18 protein-coding genes and 1 pseudogene are annotated in these 16,795 nt (G+C 73.0%); 13 read left to right on the top strand and 6 right to left on the bottom strand.

Going from position 1 to position 16,795, the window contains the following annotated elements:
* Window positions 1-30: 30 nt before the first annotated feature.
* Window positions 31-1,092 (bottom strand): acyl-CoA dehydrogenase family protein, encoded by a 1,062-nt coding sequence (locus ABZ937_RS12330; RefSeq protein WP_361689643.1) that lies wholly within the window; start codon window positions 1,090-1,092, stop codon window positions 31-33.
* Window positions 1,093-1,223: 131 nt separating this feature from the next.
* Here ABZ937_RS12330 and ABZ937_RS12325 point away from each other — a divergent pair, with 131 nt between their 5' ends.
* From ABZ937_RS12325 to ABZ937_RS12305, 5 genes and pseudogenes are all read left to right on the top strand, one after another.
* Window positions 1,224-1,445, top strand: a complete 222-nt coding sequence (locus ABZ937_RS12325; protein ID WP_361689640.1) for a hypothetical protein — start codon at window positions 1,224-1,226, stop codon at window positions 1,443-1,445.
* Window positions 1,446-1,465: 20 nt separating this feature from the next.
* Window positions 1,466-2,208: pseudogene (locus ABZ937_RS12320) on the top strand (DUF6596 domain-containing protein); the annotation flags it as partial.
* A gap of 123 nt (window positions 2,209-2,331) precedes the next feature.
* Window positions 2,332-3,654: an aldehyde dehydrogenase family protein gene (locus tag ABZ937_RS12315; RefSeq protein WP_361689637.1), complete on the top strand. Its 1,323-nt coding sequence runs from the start codon at window positions 2,332-2,334 to the stop codon at window positions 3,652-3,654.
* 248 nt (window positions 3,655-3,902) lie between these two features.
* A complete protein-coding gene (locus ABZ937_RS12310) occupies window positions 3,903-4,571 on the top strand; it encodes a chitinase (RefSeq protein ID WP_361690170.1) in 669 nt (222 codons plus the stop codon).
* A gap of 34 nt (window positions 4,572-4,605) precedes the next feature.
* Window positions 4,606-5,511, top strand: coding sequence for an aldo/keto reductase (locus ABZ937_RS12305; protein ID WP_361689634.1), 906 nt, complete (start codon window positions 4,606-4,608; stop codon window positions 5,509-5,511).
* Between the two features lie 3 nt (window positions 5,512-5,514).
* Here ABZ937_RS12305 and ABZ937_RS12300 read toward each other — a convergent pair whose 3' ends face one another.
* Window positions 5,515-5,973, bottom strand: a complete 459-nt coding sequence (locus ABZ937_RS12300) for a pyridoxamine 5'-phosphate oxidase family protein (protein WP_361689631.1) — start codon at window positions 5,971-5,973, stop codon at window positions 5,515-5,517.
* Between the two features lie 178 nt (window positions 5,974-6,151).
* On the opposite strand from ABZ937_RS12300, the gene ABZ937_RS12295 reads away from it, so the two are divergent.
* From ABZ937_RS12295 to ABZ937_RS12280, 4 genes are all read left to right on the top strand, one after another.
* Window positions 6,152-6,532, top strand: a complete 381-nt coding sequence (locus ABZ937_RS12295; protein WP_361689628.1) for a BlaI/MecI/CopY family transcriptional regulator — start codon at window positions 6,152-6,154, stop codon at window positions 6,530-6,532.
* Window positions 6,529-7,458 carry a M48 family metalloprotease gene (locus ABZ937_RS12290; protein ID WP_361689625.1) on the top strand — a complete coding sequence of 310 codons (930 nt, stop codon included), beginning with the start codon at window positions 6,529-6,531 and terminating at the stop codon, window positions 7,456-7,458. Before ABZ937_RS12295 ends, ABZ937_RS12290 begins: the two co-directional genes overlap by 4 nt.
* Before the next feature lie 164 nt (window positions 7,459-7,622).
* Window positions 7,623-8,015 (top strand): VOC family protein, encoded by a 393-nt coding sequence (locus tag ABZ937_RS12285; RefSeq protein ID WP_361689623.1) that lies wholly within the window; start codon window positions 7,623-7,625, stop codon window positions 8,013-8,015.
* A gap of 95 nt (window positions 8,016-8,110) precedes the next feature.
* The gene (locus ABZ937_RS12280) at window positions 8,111-9,181 is read left to right on the top strand and encodes an adenosine deaminase (RefSeq protein WP_361689620.1); all 1,071 of its coding nucleotides are present in this window, start codon (window positions 8,111-8,113) and stop codon (window positions 9,179-9,181) included.
* Here the strand turns inward: ABZ937_RS12280 and ABZ937_RS12275 are convergent.
* The 3 genes from ABZ937_RS12275 to ABZ937_RS12265 form a co-directional block, all read right to left on the bottom strand.
* Window positions 9,163-9,678, bottom strand: coding sequence for a DUF664 domain-containing protein (locus tag ABZ937_RS12275; RefSeq protein ID WP_361689617.1), 516 nt, complete (start codon window positions 9,676-9,678; stop codon window positions 9,163-9,165). The two genes, ABZ937_RS12280 and ABZ937_RS12275, sit on opposite strands and share 19 nt — an antisense overlap.
* An 81-nt stretch (window positions 9,679-9,759) precedes the next feature.
* Window positions 9,760-11,412 (bottom strand): alpha/beta hydrolase, encoded by a 1,653-nt coding sequence (locus tag ABZ937_RS12270; RefSeq protein WP_361689614.1) that lies wholly within the window; start codon window positions 11,410-11,412, stop codon window positions 9,760-9,762.
* A 254-nt stretch (window positions 11,413-11,666) separates the two neighbouring features.
* Window positions 11,667-12,581, bottom strand: a complete 915-nt coding sequence (locus ABZ937_RS12265; protein ID WP_361689612.1) for a LysR substrate-binding domain-containing protein — start codon at window positions 12,579-12,581, stop codon at window positions 11,667-11,669.
* 111 nt (window positions 12,582-12,692) lie between these two features.
* Between ABZ937_RS12265 and mgrA the strand changes: the two genes are divergently transcribed.
* Entirely contained in the window at window positions 12,693-13,697 is a 1,005-nt protein-coding gene (mgrA, locus tag ABZ937_RS12260) for an L-glyceraldehyde 3-phosphate reductase (RefSeq protein ID WP_361689609.1), read from the top strand.
* 217 nt (window positions 13,698-13,914) lie between these two features.
* Here mgrA and ABZ937_RS12255 read toward each other — a convergent pair whose 3' ends face one another.
* Window positions 13,915-14,298 carry a nuclear transport factor 2 family protein gene (locus tag ABZ937_RS12255; protein ID WP_361689607.1) on the bottom strand — a complete coding sequence of 128 codons (384 nt, stop codon included), beginning with the start codon at window positions 14,296-14,298 and terminating at the stop codon, window positions 13,915-13,917.
* Between the two features lie 323 nt (window positions 14,299-14,621).
* Here ABZ937_RS12255 and ABZ937_RS12250 point away from each other — a divergent pair, with 323 nt between their 5' ends.
* From ABZ937_RS12250 to ABZ937_RS12240, 3 genes are all read left to right on the top strand, one after another.
* Window positions 14,622-15,032 carry a hypothetical protein gene (locus tag ABZ937_RS12250; protein WP_361690167.1) on the top strand — a complete coding sequence of 137 codons (411 nt, stop codon included), beginning with the start codon at window positions 14,622-14,624 and terminating at the stop codon, window positions 15,030-15,032.
* 167 nt (window positions 15,033-15,199) lie between these two features.
* Window positions 15,200-15,742 carry a hypothetical protein gene (locus tag ABZ937_RS12245; RefSeq protein WP_361689604.1) on the top strand — a complete coding sequence of 181 codons (543 nt, stop codon included), beginning with the start codon at window positions 15,200-15,202 and terminating at the stop codon, window positions 15,740-15,742.
* Window positions 15,742-16,719 (top strand): serine/threonine-protein kinase, encoded by a 978-nt coding sequence (locus tag ABZ937_RS12240; RefSeq protein ID WP_361689601.1) that lies wholly within the window; start codon window positions 15,742-15,744, stop codon window positions 16,717-16,719. Before ABZ937_RS12245 ends, ABZ937_RS12240 begins: the two co-directional genes overlap by 1 nt.
* Window positions 16,720-16,795 lie beyond the last annotated feature (76 nt).

The raw sequence follows: 16,795 nt of genomic DNA, 5'->3' as shown, positions 1-16,795 counted from the left end.
CGGCGCCGGACACACGGGCCGGGCCGCCCCCTACCGGTCCTGTTCGGCCGCGGTGGCCGGGGCCCCGGTCAGCGCCCGCAGATGGGCCTCGCGCGACTCGGCCGTCTGGCCCTGCACCAGCAGGAACAGCCCCTCCCGGGCGAGGCGCTGGGCGCGGCTCGTCAGCGCCATCGCCCGGCCACCGCCGGCCACGACGGCCGCCGTGGTGGCCGTACGCAGCACCTCGTACGCCTCCGCGCGCACCGCCAGCAGTTCCCCGGCCCGCTCCTTTGGCGCCGGGAGGTCGGCCAGGGCGTAGGCCCGGCGGCGGACGTCGGCGAGGCGGGCGCGGAGCGGGCCGGCCGTCGCGTCGTCCAGCAGGGACAGGGCGGCCTCCGCCACGCCGAAGACCGCCGGGTTGGTGTGCAGGGTCTTGGCCCGGTCGCCGACGGCCCACCGCTCGTACGGCGTGCGCAGGGCCACCGCCTCCGCGGGCAGCCACAGGCCGTCCAGGTCCAGCGACACCGTGCGCGCGGCGGTGAGGGCCGCCAGCCGCATCGGCGCCGAGGCCCGCAGCCCCGGCTGCTCCCGGGCCTCGGCGAAGGCGAACAGCACCTCGCCGGAGTCGGTCACCCCGGCCAGCAGCATCACGTCGTTCAGTCCCCAGCCGGTGTACCAGGGGACGGTCCCGTCGAACCGCCAGCCGTCGCCCTCCCGGCGGACCCGCACCGGGCGCCGCGGGAACGACCGCACGTGCGCGTACGCCACCCCGGACAGCAGCTCCCCGCGGGACAGCGGGCCCAACAGCCGCTCCCGCACGGGAAGTTCGCTCCGTACCAGGGTCTGCACCGGCGTGTGGTGCTGGGTCTGCACGAACCAGGTCGCACAGCATGCCCCCGACAGGATCTCCGCGGTCTCGCGCAGCACGGCCGGCGGCGCCCCCGCGCCGCCGTGGTCCGCCGGCGCGGTCACCCCGAGCAGTCCCGACCGCTTCACCGCCTCGACATGGCTCGCGGGCACCCCCTCCTGGTCGACCCGCTCGGCCGCGGGGACGAGCAGGTCCGTGGCGAGCCGGCGGGCGCGGACGACGAGCGGATGCGGGGTGAGGGTCATGCGGAGGATTCTTCCGGCTCTCCCGGAGAATTCTCTCCACGATCGCGGCGCGCGGTGTCGATCCGGGGCCGGGCCGTTCGTGCAGGAGGTGACACAGAGCCCGACACGGGCCCGACGCCTTGGAGGACGCCATGAAGCACCACCTGCTCAGCGTGGTCCAGCGGGCCGGTGGAACCCCGCCCGGTCCCGAGGCCCTCGCCGAGATCATGCGCAGGGTCGAGGCCTTCGACGACGGGCTGCGCGCCGCCGGCGCCCGGGCCGCCGACCTGGATGAGGCCCTGGCATGGGGGCGCAGGGCGGCCCTGGCCACCACACTGCCCATCGAGGTACGGCCCTTCGTGGACCAGCACTGACGGCGGAGCGGCAGCGATGGCCGAGCCCAGCGGGCTGGATCATCACGACCGCGCGCAACTGGGCCATCGACCGGCTGCGCCCCGAGTCCTCCCGGGACGCCCGGCACGCCGGGGCGGCCCGGCTGTACGCCCCCGACGCACCGCCCGAGGAGGGACCCGTGCACGACGACCGGCTCCGGCTGATCTTCACCTGCTGCCACCCCGCACTCGCCCGGCAGTCCCGCGTCGCCCTCACCCTGCGGCTGCTCGGCGGCCCGAGCACCGCGCAGATCGCCCGCGCCTTCCTGGTGCCCGAGCCGACCCTGGCCCAGCGACTGGTGCGCGCCAAGGCCGAGATCCGGGACGCGGGCATCCCGTACCGCGTGCCCCTGCCGGACGAACCCGAGGTCACCGGCCTGCTCGCGCTGATGCTGCTGATCGAGGCACGGCGGCCGACCCGGCAGGGCGCGGACGGTGCCCTGGTCCCGCTGCCCGAGCAGGACCGCACCCGATGGGACCGGGCGCTGATCGCCGCGGGGCAGGAACTGGTCCGCCGCAGGCAGCGATCAACGCGGTGCACAGCGACGCGCCCACTGCCGCCGCCACCGACTGGCGGCAGGTCCTCGCCCTGTACGACCAGCTCATGGCCGTCGCTCCCACCCCCGTCGTCGCCCTGAACCGGGCCGTCGCCGTGGCCGAGAGCCAGGGGCCGGCGCCCGCGACCGAGGCCGAGCGGGCGCATCTGCGGCGACGGCAGCGGGAGACGGCCCGCTCGGTAACGTGACCCTCGTCACCCCGGAAGGGATCCGGAATGAACTTGAGGACATGAAAGGTTGGCATATACATCTGAACTGACGAGACCCAGAACCCGGGCCGGACCGGCCCGTGCACCACGAGCGAGGCATCCGTGAACCAGTCCCTGCCCGAGCAGCCCGCCGACGTCGTGGCCCGGCTGCGCGCCACCTTCGCCACCGGCCGCACCAAGCCCGTCGAATGGCGCACCGGCCAGCTGCGCCGGCTGCGCGCGATGCTCACGGAACGCGGCGCCGACCTCGCCGCCGCCCTCCACGCCGACCTCGGCAAGAGCAGCACCGAGGCGTACCGCACCGAGATCGACTTCACCGTCCGCGAGATCGACCACACCCTGGAGCACCTGGCGGACTGGCTGCGCCCCGAGCCCGCGCCCGTCCCGCCGCACCTCGGCGCCGACGCCTCCGCCTGGACGCAGTACGACCCGCTGGGCGTCGTCCTCGTTATCGCCCCCTGGAACTACCCGGCGCAGCTGCTGCTCGCCCCCATGGTCGGCGCGCTGGCCTCCGGCAACGCGGTCGTCGCCAAGCCGAGCGAGCTGGCCCCCGCCACCTCCGCCGCGCTGGCCGAGCTGATCCCGGCCTATCTGGACACGGACGCGGTCGCCGTCGTAGAGGGCGGCGTCCCGGAGACCACGGCCCTGCTGGCCGAGCGCTTCGACCACATCTTCTACACCGGCAACGGCGCCGTCGGCCGGATCGTGATGCGGGCCGCCGCCGAGCACCTCACCCCGGTCACCCTCGAACTGGGCGGCAAGTCCCCGGTGTTCGTGGACCGCGACGCCGATCCGGAGGTGGTCGCGGACCGGCTCGCCCGCGGCAAGTTCCTCAACGCCGGCCAGACCTGCGTCGCCCCCGACTACGTCCTGACCGACCCGGAGACCGCGGCGGCCCTGGAGGCCGCGCTGGTCCGCGCGGTCGAGGGCCTCTTCGGCACCGACCCGGCGCGCTCGCCGGAGTACGGCCGGATCGTCAACGAGCGGCACTTCGACCGGCTGTCCGGTCTGCTCGGCTCGGGCCGGGTCGCCGTCGGAGGCGTCGGCGACCGCGCGACCAAGTACCTCGCGCCCACCGTCCTCGCGGACGTCGACCCGAAGTCGCCCGTGATGCAGGAGGAGATCTTCGGCCCCATCCTGCCGATCGTCACCGTGGCGGGCCTGGACGAGGCCATCGCCTTCATCAACGACCGCGACAAGCCGCTCGCCCTGTACGTCTTCAGCGAGTCGGACGAGACCCGCGCGCGCATCGCCGCCGAGACCTCCTCGGGCGGCCTCGGCCACGGCCTGCCCCTCGCCCATCTCACCGTCTCCGACCTGCCGTTCGGCGGGGTGGGGGAGAGCGGCATGGGCAACTACCACGGCCGCTACTCCATCGAGACGTTCAGCCACCGCAAGGCGGTTCTCGCGAAGCCGCTGAGCTGACCTTCCGCAGCCCCACGGGCCCGGCCGCACCTGCGGCCGGGCCCGACTCGTCTGTGCCTCAAGGGCGTTCGCCGGCGCAACCGCGGGCTCTTTGACTGGTCTAAACCCTTGACTGGTACAGACCAAGGCGGTTGAGTGTGCCCAACCCCCACCACGGCCGCGTCCCCTCCGGCGGGTGCGGCCGTGCTCCGCAAAGGAGTTGATACGTGTTGAGGCACCGCATCGCCGCACTGCTGACCTCGCTCGCGATAGGAACCTCCGCCCTGGTGCTCCAGGCGGCGCCCTCGGCCTCCGCCGCCGGATTCGTGGTGAGCGAGACGCAGTTCAACCAGATGTTCCCGAACCGGAACTCCTTCTACACCTACAGCGGTCTGACCGCCGCCCTCGGCGCCTACCCCGCCTTCGCGAACTCCGGCAGCGACACCGTGAAGAAGCGGGAGGCCGCCGCCTTCCTCGCCAACGTCAGCCACGAGACCGGCGGGCTCGTCCACGTGGTCGAGCAGAACACCGCCAACTACCCGCACTACTGCGACTGGAGCCAGTCGTACGGCTGCCCGGCGGGCCAGGCCGCCTACTACGGGCGCGGACCCATCCAGCTCTCCTGGAACTTCAACTACAAGGCCGCCGGCGACGCGCTCGGCATTGACCTGCTCCACAACCCCGACCTGGTGCAGAACAACGCGTCCGTCGCCTGGAAGACCGGCCTGTGGTACTGGAACACCCAGTCCGGGCCCGGCACGATGACCCCGCACAACGCCATGGTCAACGGCGCCGGCTTCGGCCAGACCATCCGCTCCATCAACGGCTCCCTGGAGTGCGACGGCAAGAACCCCGCGCAGGTCCAGAGCCGCGTCGACGCCTACCAGCGCTTCACCCAGATCCTCGGGGTCTCACCGGGCGCCAACCTGTACTGCTGACGCCCGGCCGGGCGCCCTGTGCGAGACTCCGCCGATGACTGCTGAAACGATCTCCGCGGACGCCTCCGGCACCTGGAAACTCGGCGACCTGCCCGTCCACCGCATCGGCTTCGGCGCGATGCGGCTGACGGGCAGTGCCGCCTTCCACCACGGCACCCCGAGCGACCGGGAACGGTCGCTGGCCGTCCTGCGCAAGGCCGTCGAACTCGGGGTGAACCACATCGACACGGCGGCCTTCTACTTCTCGTCGCTGCGCTCCGCCAACGAACTCATCAACACCGCGCTCTCCCCGTACCCCCGTGACCTGGTCATCGCCACCAAGGTCGGCCCCCACCGCGACCTGCACGGGGAGTGGGGCACCTCCGCCCGGCCCGACCAGCTGCGCGGCCATGTCGAGGAGAACCTGCGCCAGCTCGGCCGGGACCACCTCGACGTCGTCCACCTCCGCCGGATGCGCCAGGACTCCATCGCCGAACACTTCGGCGCGCTCGCCGAGCTGCGCCAGGCGGGCCTGATCCGGCACCTCGGGATCTCCGGCGTCGAGCCCCGGCACCTCGCCGAGGCGCTGGAGATCGCGCCGGTGGTGAGCGTCCAGAACCGGTACGCCGTGGACCGCCCCGATCCCGTCGACGACGAGGTCCTGCGGATGTGCGGCGAGCACGGAATCGCCTTCGTCCCCTTCTACGCCGTGGCCGGAGCGGCCGGAGAGCACGGTGCGACGACCGCGCACGACGACGCGGTGCTCTCCGTCGCCCGGGCCCACGGCGCGAGCCCCGCACAGGTCCGCATCGCCTGGACGCTGCACCGGGGCCCGCACGTCCTCGCCATCCCCGGCACCGGCAACCCCGACCACCTGGTCGAGAACGTCGCCGCCGGTGCCCTGCGGCTCACCGGCGAGGAGCTGGCGCGGCTCGACGCGAGCCGCAGGCGAGCGCGCTGACCGTCACACCACCCACGCACCGTCCCGCATCAGATGCCGGCCGCGCAGCTCGTGCACCCCGTGCCATGCCTGCACCGCGCGGGGGCGCACCTGGAAATAGACGTACGCCGGGCTGTCCGTCCGCGGATCCCAGCCGGTCTTGGCCGTGAACGCGGCGGCGGCCGCCTCCGGCACGTCCCCGGCACCGAAGGCCCGCACCTCCCCGTCGACCAGCACGACGTCCCGGGTGTCCCCGAGCGCGAGCCGGGTCCGGCCGCCGCCCCGCAGATTGCGGCCGGTGGGGTTGGTGCCGCGGGTGCACAGCCAGAGCGACTCCCCGTCCCAGGCGAACCACAGCGGTACGAGACACGGCAGCCCCTGCGCGTCCGCGCTCGCCACCCAGATGTCGATCTCCCGCTCCAGACGGGCCAGTACGTCCTGTTTGCGCTGCGCCGCCGTGCGGGCCGGCTCGGTGATCTTCATGCCCGGCGACGCTACCGGGCCCCGCCGCACCGCACCTCCGGCCTGCGGCCTACGTCCGCGGCCCTGGTCCCCCCGCCGAGCGCCGTCGGGCACCTTCGCGGGGGACGGCACCCGGCTGACTACGATGGCGTGGACGGCCTTCCGGACCGCACACGAAGACGGGGTGAGGAACGTCCCCATGACCGACGCCAAGGACGAACGCCGGCCGGCCGGCGAACTCGAGGCGAGCGTCCTGGCCGCCCTCTGGGCCGCCGGCGCACCCCGGACCCCGGGCCAGGTCCAGCAGAGCCTCGGCACCGGCCTCGCGCGCACGACGGTGACCACGATCCTCACCCGGCTGCACGACAAGGGGGTCGTCGAGCGGCGGCGCCAGGGCCGGGGCTACGCCTACTTCCCCGTCCGGGACGTGCAGGACGCCCACGGACTCACCGCCCGCCGCATGCACAGCGAACTGGACCGGGACAGCGACCGCGAGACCGTCCTCGCCCGCTTCGTCGCCCAGCTCAGCCCGGACGACGAACGCATCCTGCGGGACCTGCTCGAATCCGACGGCCGATGACCGCCCTGCTCCTGCTGCTCCCGCTGCTGCTGCCGTTCGCCCTGCCGCCCCTGGCCCGCCGGGCCCTGGACCGGCTGAGCCCGGCCGCCGCGCTGTGGTCCGTCACCGGTTGCGCGGTGCTGCTGGCCGGCTGCTCGGCGCTGGCCCTCAGCCTGTTCGTCCTGCTCGGGCTGCTGAAGCTGCCGCTCTTCGCCGCGCTCGGTGAACTGGTCCATCCGCTGCGCACCGCCCCGGACGCCCTCCTCCTCCCGGCCGCCGCCGCCTCCGTCGGCGCGCTAGCCGTGGGCGGCTGGACCCTCGTCCGCTCGGTCCGCGGCCAGGCCCGCGCCTTCCGGGCGGCCCGCGCCGAGGCCGGGCGCGGACCCGCCGCCGGTGACCTGTGCGTGGTGGACTCGGCCCGCCCCGACGCCTACGCCCTGCCCGGCCGCCCGCACCGGGTCGTGGTCACCACCGCGATGCTGCGCAGCCTGGACGGGCCCGAGCGGGAGGCGCTGCTCGCCCATGAGCGGGCGCACAACGCGGGCGGCCACCACTACGCCCTCGCCGCCGCCGAACTCGCGGCGCACTGCCACCCCGCGCTGCGCCCGGTCCGCGACACGATCAGGCTCGCCGCCGAGCGCGCCGCCGACGAGGCCGCCGCCGCCTCGGTCGGCGACCGCAGGCTGACCGCCCGGGCCATCGCCCGCGCGGCCCTCGCCGCCCAGACCGCCCGCTCCACGCGCCCCGGATTCGTCCCCGGCGCGGCCGGCGGCGCCGTACCGCAGCGCGTCCAGGCCCTGCTGGCCGCCCCGCGGGCACCCCGGGCCGGCCGCACGGTCGCCACGCTCCTCGCGGCCTGCGCCGCCCTGTCCTGCGTGGCCTCGGTCAGCGGGACGGCCGACGTCCATCACCGCGTGGAGGTCGCGCAGGGCGACGAGACGACCTGACGGGCACGCGCCTTCCGGACGCCGGCGTCGGCTGCCCGGAGGCCCTCCGTGACGTGTGCCGACCCGTGGAGAAGAGCGCTGCACAACGCGCGTAGAGCAGGACTGGCGCCTGCGTAGTTTTACGTATAACCTCACCGGCTAACCACCGTCTCCGGAAGGTAGCCATGCGCCGCGTCGCCCTGGTCACCCTCGTCGTCCCCGACTACGACGAGGCCATCCGCTTCTACACCGAGGCCCTCGGGTTCCGGCTCGCCGAGGACGCCCCGCGCCCCGACGGCTCGCGCTGGGTCGTCGTCGAGCCCGGCGGCGAGGGCCACGGCACCGGCCTGCTCCTGGCCCGCGCCAAGGACGAGGACCAGCGGGCCCGGATCGGCGACCAGACCGGCGGGCGCGTCGGCTTCTTCCTGCACACCGACGACTTCGCCCGTGACCACGCCCGGATGACCGCCGCGGGCGTGACCTTCCTGGAGGAGCCGCGCCACGAGCCGTACGGCTCGGTCGCCGTCTTCCAGGACCTGTACGGCAACCGCTGGGACCTGCTCCAGCCCGCCGGCTGAGGCTCCCTCCGCCGCACACTCCTTCCGCCGCACACTCCTTCCGCCGCACGCTCCTCCTGCCGCTTCGAACCGCCCGCTCAAAGGAAAGACCCGCCATGACTGCTACGCGCGTAGACGCCGATGTGATCCGCCGCCTGCCCAAGGCCGTCCTGCACGACCACCTCGACGGCGGCCTGCGCCCCGCCACCGTCGTCGAACTCGCGGACGCGGTCGGCCACCAGCTGCCCACCACCGACCCCGACGAGCTGGCCGCCTGGTACTTCGAGGCCGCCAACTCCGGCGACCTGGTCCGCTACATCGCCACCTTCGAGCACACCCTCGCCGTCATGCAGCACCGCGAGGGCCTGCTGCGCGTCGCCGAGGAGTACGTCCTCGACCTCGCCGCCGACGGCGTCGTCTACGCCGAGGTGCGCTACGCGCCCGAGCTGAACACCCGGGGCGGCCTGACGCTGAACGAGGTCGTGGAGACCGTCCAGGAGGGCCTCGCCGCCGGTATGGCGAAGGCGGCGGCGGCCGGCACCCCGGTCCGGGTCGGCACCCTGCTGTGCGGCATGCGGATGTTCGACCGCGTCCGGGAGGCCGCCGACCTGGCCGTCGCCTACCGTGACGCCGGTGTCGTCGGCTTCGACATCGCCGGCGCCGAGGACGGCTTCCCGCCCGCCGACCACCTCGACGCCTTCGAGCACCTGCGCCGCGAGAGCGTGCCCTTCACCATCCACGCCGGCGAGGCGCACGGCCTGCCCAGCATCCACCAGGCGCTCCAGGTGTGCGGTGCCCAGCGCATCGGCCACGGTGTGCGCCTCACCGAGGACATCGTGGACGGCAAGCTCGGCCGCCTCGCCTCCTGGGTGCGCGACCGCCGGATCGCCCTGGAGATGTGCCCCACCTCCAACCTGCAGACCGGCTGCGCCACCTCGATCGCCGAGCACCCGATCACCGCCCTGAAGGACCTCGGTTTCCGGGTCACCCTCAACACCGACAACCGTCTGGTGTCCGGTACGACGATGACCCGCGAGATGTCCCTGCTGGTGGAGGAGGCCGGCTGGACGGTCGAGGACCTGCGCACGGTCACGGTGAACGCCGTCAAGAGCGCGTTCCTCCCGTTCGACGAGCGCAAGGCCCTCATCGAGGACGTGGTCCTGCCCGGCTACGCCGCCGCGCTCTGAACCAGCCCCCTGAGGTAGGCGGCCTGTCCGATGTGCTGAAGATCGTCGGACAGGACGCTCACCAGGCGGACCCCCAGGGAGACCGGGGGATCCCAGCGCTCGTCCACGACGCGCTCCAGATCCTTGGCGGCCACGGTCCGCAGGGCGCCGAGGGTCTGCTCGTGGACGGCGTCGTAGTACCCGGTGAGCAGGCCGGCCGACTCGACCCGCACCTTCGCGACCTTGGCCGGGCTGTGCCCGTAGCCGGTGTCGTGCCGGGGCAGGTCCAGGCCGAAACGCTTCTCCCAGCCTTGGGAGAGCCACACCTGGTCGAGGTCGAAGGCGTCGGCGACGTGGTCGTCCTGCACGCGGGTGAGGTGCCAGACCAGCCAGGCGACGGAGTTGGCGTCGGGCGCCGGGCGGTGGTGCAGCTCGTCCGGGCCGAGGCCGTCGAGGGCGGCATGGACTTCTTCCTGGATGCGGCCGTAGCCGTCGATGAGGATGTCCTTGGCATGCATACCGTCCACCATCGCAAACCGCCGCCGCTCCCGCGTCCGGAATCCGGCTTCCGTGTCTGCCGGTGCCGTTGAGCCGGGCCGTCAGTCGCAGACCGCGCGGTCCCGTGGCACCGTACCGTCGAGGAGGTAGGTGTTCACGGCGTCCGTCACACAGTCGTCGTCGCCGTACGACCCGTGCCCCTGGCCCGTGTAGGTGAGCTGGACGCCGACGCCCTCACCGAGTTCCTCGGCCATGTGCCTGGTCCCGGCGTAGGGAGTGGCGGGATCCCCGGTGTTGCCGACGAGGAGGATCGGCGAGGCTCCCTCGGCCGAGACATCGGGGTCCCGGCTCTCGCCCTTGACGGGCCAGCCCGTGCACGCCGTCAGACCGGCTGCCATGTCCTCTCCGAAGACGGGGGAGGCCGCACGGAACTTCGGCAGCATCGCCTCCACGTCCTTCTCGGTGTAGCGCTGGACGCGGTCCGCGCAGCTGATGGCCGTGAAGGCGTCGTCGAGGTTGCTGTAGTGCCCGCTGGGGGCGCGTTCGGAGTAGAAGTCGGCGAGCGCGACCAATACGTTCCCGGTCCTGTGCTGCTCGATCTCCTGCAGGGCCTGGGTCAGGTAGGGCCACAGGTCCTTGGAGTACAGCGCCGATATCAGTCCCGTCGTTGCCAGGGCCTTGGTGAGCTTGCGGCCGTCCTGGGTGGGCAGCGGATGTGCGTCGAGCCGGTCCAGAAGGTCGCTGATCCTCTTGCGTCCCTGCTCGACACTCCCGCCGGCGGGGCAGTCCGGCCGCTTGCCACAGTCCTTCAGGTAGTTGTCCAGTGCGAGTTGGAAGCCCTTGGCCTGGGCGAGGGCTCCTTGTGCCACGTCCTGGGTGGGGTCCATGACGGCGTCGAAGACGGTCCGCCCCACGTTCCGGGGAAACAGGTGGGCGTACACACCCCCGAGCTGCGTTCCGTACGACATGCCGAAGTAGTTGAGCTTGTCGTCGCCCAGCACATGGCGCAGCAGGTCCATGTCGCGGGCCGAGTCGGTCGTGCCGACGTGCGCGAGGACCTTGCCGGAGTTCTTCTCGCATGCCGACAGGTACTTCTCCGAGAGCGCCGTGAGGGCCTGGAGTTCCTTGGCGTCGTCCGGTGTGCCGTCGAACTGGGTGAGAGCATCGGTGTCCTTGTCGCCCAGACAGCGCACGGGAGCACTGGCTCCGACGCCGCGCGGATCGAAACTCACCAGGTCGTAGCGGGCGTGCAGCTGTTTGTCGCCTTCCGCGAACGAAGGGAGTCCGGCGACGCCGGACGCGCCGGGTCCGCCGAAGTTGAACACGAGGGAGCCGATGCGCTTCTGCCCGTCCTTCGGACGGGCCTTCGCGCGGATCAGCGCCAGGCCGATGGTCTCGCCGTCCGGATGAGCGTAGTCCAGCGGCACCTTGAGGGTGGCGCACTCCCAGGGCGTTCCGTCCGGCAGCGCCCCTGGAGCACGGGCATCCGGCGCCTGGAGGGGCGTGGGTGCCGGACAGGTTCGCCATGTCAGTCGCTGGTCGGTGAGGGAGGCGGGCAAGGGGGCGCGCGGGCCGGAGGGCGCGGCGGCGACGCCGGGGGCTGCCGTGGCGTGGCCCGGGGGCGCGGCCGCGGCGAACGCGGGGAGGGCGACACTGCCGCAGAGCAGCGCGGTCGAGAGGGCGACCAGGGCGATACGCGGGTCCTTCCGCCCGGGCCCGGCGTCGGCATGGTGGGTGTGGCCGTTGTGGATCATGGGTCTTCCCTGCTGTGATCGGGGGATTTCGGCCCCTGCCTCCGAACAGTCGGGGCGGGCCGGGGACCCCTCCAGTGAGCCGGAGGCCCCACAGGGGCGTCACGTTCCGGGAAGTCGGGACTTGACGGCTGCGGCGGCGCGACCACAGGGGTGCTGCGTCACGGACAAGCACCGGGTCGATGCGCTCGGTGACGGCGCTCCGGCGTACGGCCTTGGTGGGTCCTGACCCCGGCCGACCGGGCGCCCGGCCGGGGTCAGGAGGAACGGAACGCGTCCTGGGGCGAGGTCAGGCCCCCTGTTTCGAGCAGGGTGACGAGCGCGCGGGCGGCCGGACTCGTGGACCGCTCCGGCGGCAGCAGGGCGACCGTCTCGTACTCCGCCTCGCCCGCGCCCTTCAGTTCCCGCGCCGCCAGCGCCGGCCGCTTGTGCCGGAAGTGCCGGGGTACGACGGCGATCCCCAGGTTCTCGTCCACCAGGTCCAGCAGGCTGTGCACGTCGTTGACCTCCAGCGCGACCGTGCGCCGGACACCGGCCGCGGCGAACGCGGCGTCGGTGGTGCGGCGCGGCCCCCAGTCGGGATGGAAGTCGACGAAGACCTCACCGGCGAGGTCGTCCGCGCCGAGCACGCCCGGTGCCGAGGCCAGCCGGTGACTCGGATGGCACAGCACGGTCATCGGCTCGCTGGTCAGCGCCACGGAGCGCAGCTGATCGCTGTCGGCCTGGGTGCGGTAGGCGAAGGCCAGGTCGAGCCGCCCGGCCGCGACCTCCTCGGCCAGCGCGCCCGAACCGGCCTGCCGCAGCCGGATCTCCACGTCCGGGTGCCGGCCCCGGAAAGCCGCCAGCAGCCGGGCCACATGCACCCCCGCGATGCACTGCTCGGTGCCCAGCGCCAGCGTGCCGCGCAGCACGCCCTGCACCGCGGCCACCGCCTCGTGCGCCGTCCGCACCTGGGCGAGGATCCGCTCGGCCTCGCCCAGCAGCGCGCGCCCCGCCTCGGTGAGCGTCACCCGGCGGGTGGTCCGCACGAACAGCGGCGCCCGCAGCTCCCGCTCCAGTGCCCGGATCGACGCCGACAGACCCGACTGGGACACCATCAGGCGTTCGGCGGCCCGGGTGAAGTGCTGGTCCTCGGCGACCGCGACGAAGTGCTGGAGGTGACGCAGTTCCATGATTGAGAAGCCTAGCCGCTGAATCCCATCGGATTCTTCTGTTGGACCACTGTCCGCCGCCGGGGGAAGAGTGGCACCGGTAGATCGTGTGCCAACCCCTCTGGAGTCGCGTTGTACACCGCACACCCCGACCGCTACGCCGACATGCCCTACCGGCGCACCGGCCGCAGCGGCCTGAAGCTCCCCGCACTGTCGCTCGGCCTGTGGCACAACTTCGGGCCCGACCGGCCCGTCGAGACCCAGCGGGCCATCCTCCGCCGCGCCTTCGACCTCGGTGTCACCCACTTCGACCTCGCGAACAACTACGGCCCGCCGCCCGGCGCCGCCGAGTCCGCGCTCGGCGAGGCGCTGAAGGCGGACTTCACGCCGTACCGCGACGAGCTGGTGATCTCCACCAAGGCCGGCTACCTGATGTGGCCCGGCCCGTACGGCGAATGGGGCTCGCGCAAGTACCTGCTGTCCTCGCTCGACCAGAGCCTTGCGCGGATGGGCCTGGAGTACGTCGACATCTTCTACTCGCACCGCTTCGACCCGGAGACTCCGCTGGAGGAGACGATGGGCGCCCTGCACACCGCGGTCCAGCAGGGCAAGGCGCTCTACGTCGGCGTCTCCAACTACTCGGCGGAGCAGACCCGTGAGGCCGCCCGCATCCTCGCCGACCTCGGCACCCCGCTCCTCATCCACCAGCCGCGCTACTCGATGCTCGACCGGCGCCCCGAGGACGAGGGCCTGCTGGACACCCTGGACGACCTGCAGGTGGGCTCCATCGTCTACTCCCCGCTGGAGCAGGGCCTGCTCACCGGCCGCTACCTCGACGGCATCCCCGAGGACTCCCGGGCCGCGAGCGACAGCCCGTTCCTGAACTCGGACGCGGTCACCGAGGACCTGGTCGCCCGGCTCCGCGCGCTGGACGAGATCGCCGAGTCCCGCGGCCAGACCCTCGCCCAGCTGGCTCTGGCCTGGGTGCTCCGGGGCGGCAGGGTCACCTCCGCCCTGGTCGGCGCGAGCAGCCCGCGACAGATCGAGGACAGCGTCGGCGCGATCGGCAACCTGGACTTCGCGGACGAGGAACTGGCGCGGATCGACGCGATCGTCAGGGGGCAGGCCGCGCGCTAGGTGTGCTGTCCCGGGACTTTGGTGACACGCGTGCTGGGTGCTTGAACAGGTGAGGGCCTTCTGGGTTCGGTGTGGATGGCGACATCTGCGACCGGTACTCAGGAGGCCCTCGTGTCCCACCGCTGCGCTGAGTCGCCCCTCATGACGCACGGCCCCCGGGGGGCGCCCTTTCAAGGGACCCCGCGGGAGCCGTGGGACTCGTCGCGGACGCGGGTTCTCACGCGCCGCCGGGCACCCGGTCCAGGAAGCCGAGCACGGAGCGGATGCGGCCGTCCTCGTCCAGCGTGATCACGTCGGAGCCGGCGACCGGAGCGGACCCGTCGGCCTCGCTCACCAGCTCCCAGGAGAAGCGGGCCGTGTCGTGGTGGCCGTCGACCGAACCGGCGTGCCGGAACACGAACCCCGGGAACTGCTCATGGGCAGCCGCGATCACGGCGGCGATCCCGTCGTGCCCGCTGACGTCGGCGAGCGGGTCGGTGTATCCGCCCTCCTCGCACCAGGCGGCGGCCACCGCCTTCGCCAGCTCCTCGGGCCCGGCCGCGTTCCAGGCGTCGAAGTAGCGGGCGACGGCGATCTCGTAGCGGTCGGTGTTCGCGGACATGGGCGATCAGCCTCCATCGAGAGGGTCAGTACTGGTCAGGGCCCGGATCCCGGCTTGCGGCGACCCGGTACGACAACCATGCCCGCCGCCGCGAGGACCGTCGATTACCCCGTGGGTCATGGCCGGGCCCGCGCATTTCGGCCAACGACCCTGCGGAATATGCCAAGAGACTGGCCGGAAAGTCATGGTGACAGTGATTCAGCAGTGAACATACTCGACTGTGTGGACTTCACTTCGAGCGAGGTTCCGATCACGCACCGCACATGAGCCGCATGGAAAGCGAGGCCGGCCGGCAGGCGAACGGCGCGACGGGGGGAGTGTGCATGCACGACGAATTCCTGTGCCATGTCACCGCGTACGGCATCTGCGGCGGACAGCGCATCGGAGTGCCCCTCGGTACCTACCGGGCGCCCACCCTGGCCCTCGCCCTGTGGTGGCTGCGCGATCGGGCGAGCTGGATCGCCGACCGCCTCGACCCGCGGCCCGAGGCGGGGCACTTCCCGCCCAGCTCCCTCGTCCCGGTCGCGGACACCGTGCCCGACGTGCCGGCCGTCCTGCGCGCCTGGTGCGGCGATCCGGCCCAACAGGAGCTGAACGCCGACGAGTTGGCCGCCGGCCGGCTGGTGAGGATCGCCACCGGCGACGACACGACGGAGTACGAGCTGCTCGCGGAGTCCGTCGACGCGCTGCGCATGCAGCGGACCGTCCCGGCGCTCGTCGTACCCGTCGCCTGACCGGCCGCACCGGCCGTCCCGGGGGTGCGCGGACGACCGCGGCGCGGGGCGCACATGTGCGCGAATCGGTAGAATTTTCCGCATGGCTGAGCGGCGACTCCACGGGTTCGCGGTCGCCCGGCCGCCGCGCCGGCAGGAGCCGGCCGTGATGCGGAAGTAGGCAGGTGATGGCCGCTCTCGGATTCCGGCCCACGCACGTCGTCCCGGCGCGCGGCATGCCCTCCTGGGAGGCCCCGGACCCGGCGCGGCCCACGGTGCCCCTGGACCCGCTGCTGCCGGTGCAGCTCGTGGAGCGGCGCGGCGACTGGGCGTACATCCGCTGCGCCAACGGCTGGTCCGCCTGGGTCGACGGCCGCTGCCTGGTCGCCGTACCCGAGGACCCGCCCGCCACCGAAGGCACCGAAGCCACCGCCGATCCCCTGCCCCTGCTGACCCGTGCCGAAGAGGCGCTCGCCGACTACCGGACCGCCGTGGCGGAACTGGCGGCCGGCGCCCTGGACGGCGAGGCGTTCGAGACCCGCACCCGGGGCCTGCGGATCGGGCTCGTGGTCGACGGCGAGTCCATGTGGCTGTACGACCCGCAGGAGGAGCGGTGGATGTACGGCGACGGACGGCGGCTGAGCACGTACACCACCGACCGGTCGGTCGCCGGCGCGGACGACGCCGAGCGCGCCCCTACCCGGCTGGTCGCGCGTGAGGGTGAGCGCTGATGGCGAGCGACACGAGCCTGTTCTCCGGCCGCCCCGCGGAGCCGGCCGGCCGGCAGGTGGCGGGCTACCGGATCGAGAGCGAGATCGGGCGCGGCGGGATGGCCGTCGTGTACCGCGCCCAGGACCTGCGCCTCGACCGCACGGTCGCGCTCAAGCTGCTCGCCCCGGAACTGGCCCGCAACGACACCTTCCGCAAGCGCTTCATCCACGAGTCCCAGGTGGCCGCCTCGATCGACCACCCGCACATCGTGCCCGTCTTCGAGGCCGGCGAGACCGACGGGGTGCTCTACATCGCCATGCGCTACGTCTCCGGCAGTGACCTGCGCCACCTCCTCGATGTGCGCGGCCCGCTGCCGCCGCCGGACGCGGTGCGGATCGCCGCCCAGGTGGCCTCCGCGCTGGACGCCGCCCACGAGCACGGTCTGGTCCACCGGGACGTCAAGCCCGGCAACATCCTGGTCGCCGAGGGCGCCGACAGCGACCACCCCGAGCACGTGTACCTGACCGACTTCGGGCTCACCAAGAAGTCGCTGTCCCTGACCGGGTTCACCAGCGTCGGCCAGTTCGTCGGCACGCTCGACTATGTGGCGCCCGAGCAGATCTCCGGGCGCCCGGTCGACGGCCGCTGCGACGTCTACGGCCTCGCCTGCGTCGTCTACGAGACCCTCACCGGCCGCCCGCCGTTCCAGCGCGACGACGACATGGCCCTGCTGTGGGCGCACCAGTACGACGAGCCGCCCCCGCCGAGCGGGGCCCGCCCCGGTCTCGCCCCGGCCGTCGACCCCGTCTTCGTCGAGGCCCTGGCCAAGAGCCCGGACGCCCGCCACGACACCTGCCTGGCCTTCGTCGCCGCCCTGCGCACGGCCGCGAACACCACCGGCGACGGCACGGAGCCGGACCACGCCCCGCCGGCCCCACGACCCCCGCACTGGGCCGAGCCGGTCTTCGGCTCGGTCGGGACGGGCGGCGGGGACTAGATCCGGGGGCCGTCCGCGTCGGCTTGCGAGCCGCACGGTACTCCGGCACACAATAGTGGTCACTGTGGAGGCAAAC

It is taken from the genome of Streptomyces sp. NPDC046727, from assembly GCF_040645635.1.
Classification (GTDB): domain Bacteria; phylum Actinomycetota; class Actinomycetes; order Streptomycetales; family Streptomycetaceae; genus Streptomyces.
Note: the sequence above shows the minus strand (reverse complement) of the source record. Positions and strands in the feature narration are given on the sequence as shown.

Bases quoted from the DNA above. Each gene is read 5' to 3' on its own strand.
- ABZ937_RS12285 (WP_361689623.1), top strand. From the start codon at position 7,623: ATGCGCCGCGTCGCCCTGGTCACCCTCGTCGTCCCCGACTACGACGAG.
- ABZ937_RS12265 (WP_361689612.1), bottom strand. From the start codon at position 12,581: ATGGAACTGCGTCACCTCCAGCACTTCGTCGCGGTCGCCGAGGACCAG.
- ABZ937_RS12255 (WP_361689607.1), bottom strand. From the start codon at position 14,298: ATGTCCGCGAACACCGACCGCTACGAGATCGCCGTCGCCCGCTACTTC.
- ABZ937_RS12305 (WP_361689634.1), top strand. From the start codon at position 4,606: ATGACTGCTGAAACGATCTCCGCGGACGCCTCCGGCACCTGGAAACTC.
- ABZ937_RS12295 (WP_361689628.1), top strand. From the start codon at position 6,152: ATGACCGACGCCAAGGACGAACGCCGGCCGGCCGGCGAACTCGAGGCG.
- ABZ937_RS12270 (WP_361689614.1), bottom strand. From the start codon at position 11,412: ATGATCCACAACGGCCACACCCACCATGCCGACGCCGGGCCCGGGCGG.
- ABZ937_RS12275 (WP_361689617.1), bottom strand. From the start codon at position 9,678: ATGCATGCCAAGGACATCCTCATCGACGGCTACGGCCGCATCCAGGAA.
- ABZ937_RS12240 (WP_361689601.1), top strand. From the start codon at position 15,742: ATGGCGAGCGACACGAGCCTGTTCTCCGGCCGCCCCGCGGAGCCGGCC.
- ABZ937_RS12245 (WP_361689604.1), top strand. From the start codon at position 15,200: ATGGCCGCTCTCGGATTCCGGCCCACGCACGTCGTCCCGGCGCGCGGC.
- ABZ937_RS12330 (WP_361689643.1), bottom strand. From the start codon at position 1,092: ATGACCCTCACCCCGCATCCGCTCGTCGTCCGCGCCCGCCGGCTCGCC.
- ABZ937_RS12250 (WP_361690167.1), top strand. From the start codon at position 14,622: ATGCACGACGAATTCCTGTGCCATGTCACCGCGTACGGCATCTGCGGC.
- ABZ937_RS12280 (WP_361689620.1), top strand. From the start codon at position 8,111: ATGACTGCTACGCGCGTAGACGCCGATGTGATCCGCCGCCTGCCCAAG.
- ABZ937_RS12325 (WP_361689640.1), top strand. From the start codon at position 1,224: ATGAAGCACCACCTGCTCAGCGTGGTCCAGCGGGCCGGTGGAACCCCG.
- ABZ937_RS12300 (WP_361689631.1), bottom strand. From the start codon at position 5,973: ATGAAGATCACCGAGCCGGCCCGCACGGCGGCGCAGCGCAAACAGGAC.
- ABZ937_RS12290 (WP_361689625.1), top strand. From the start codon at position 6,529: ATGACCGCCCTGCTCCTGCTGCTCCCGCTGCTGCTGCCGTTCGCCCTG.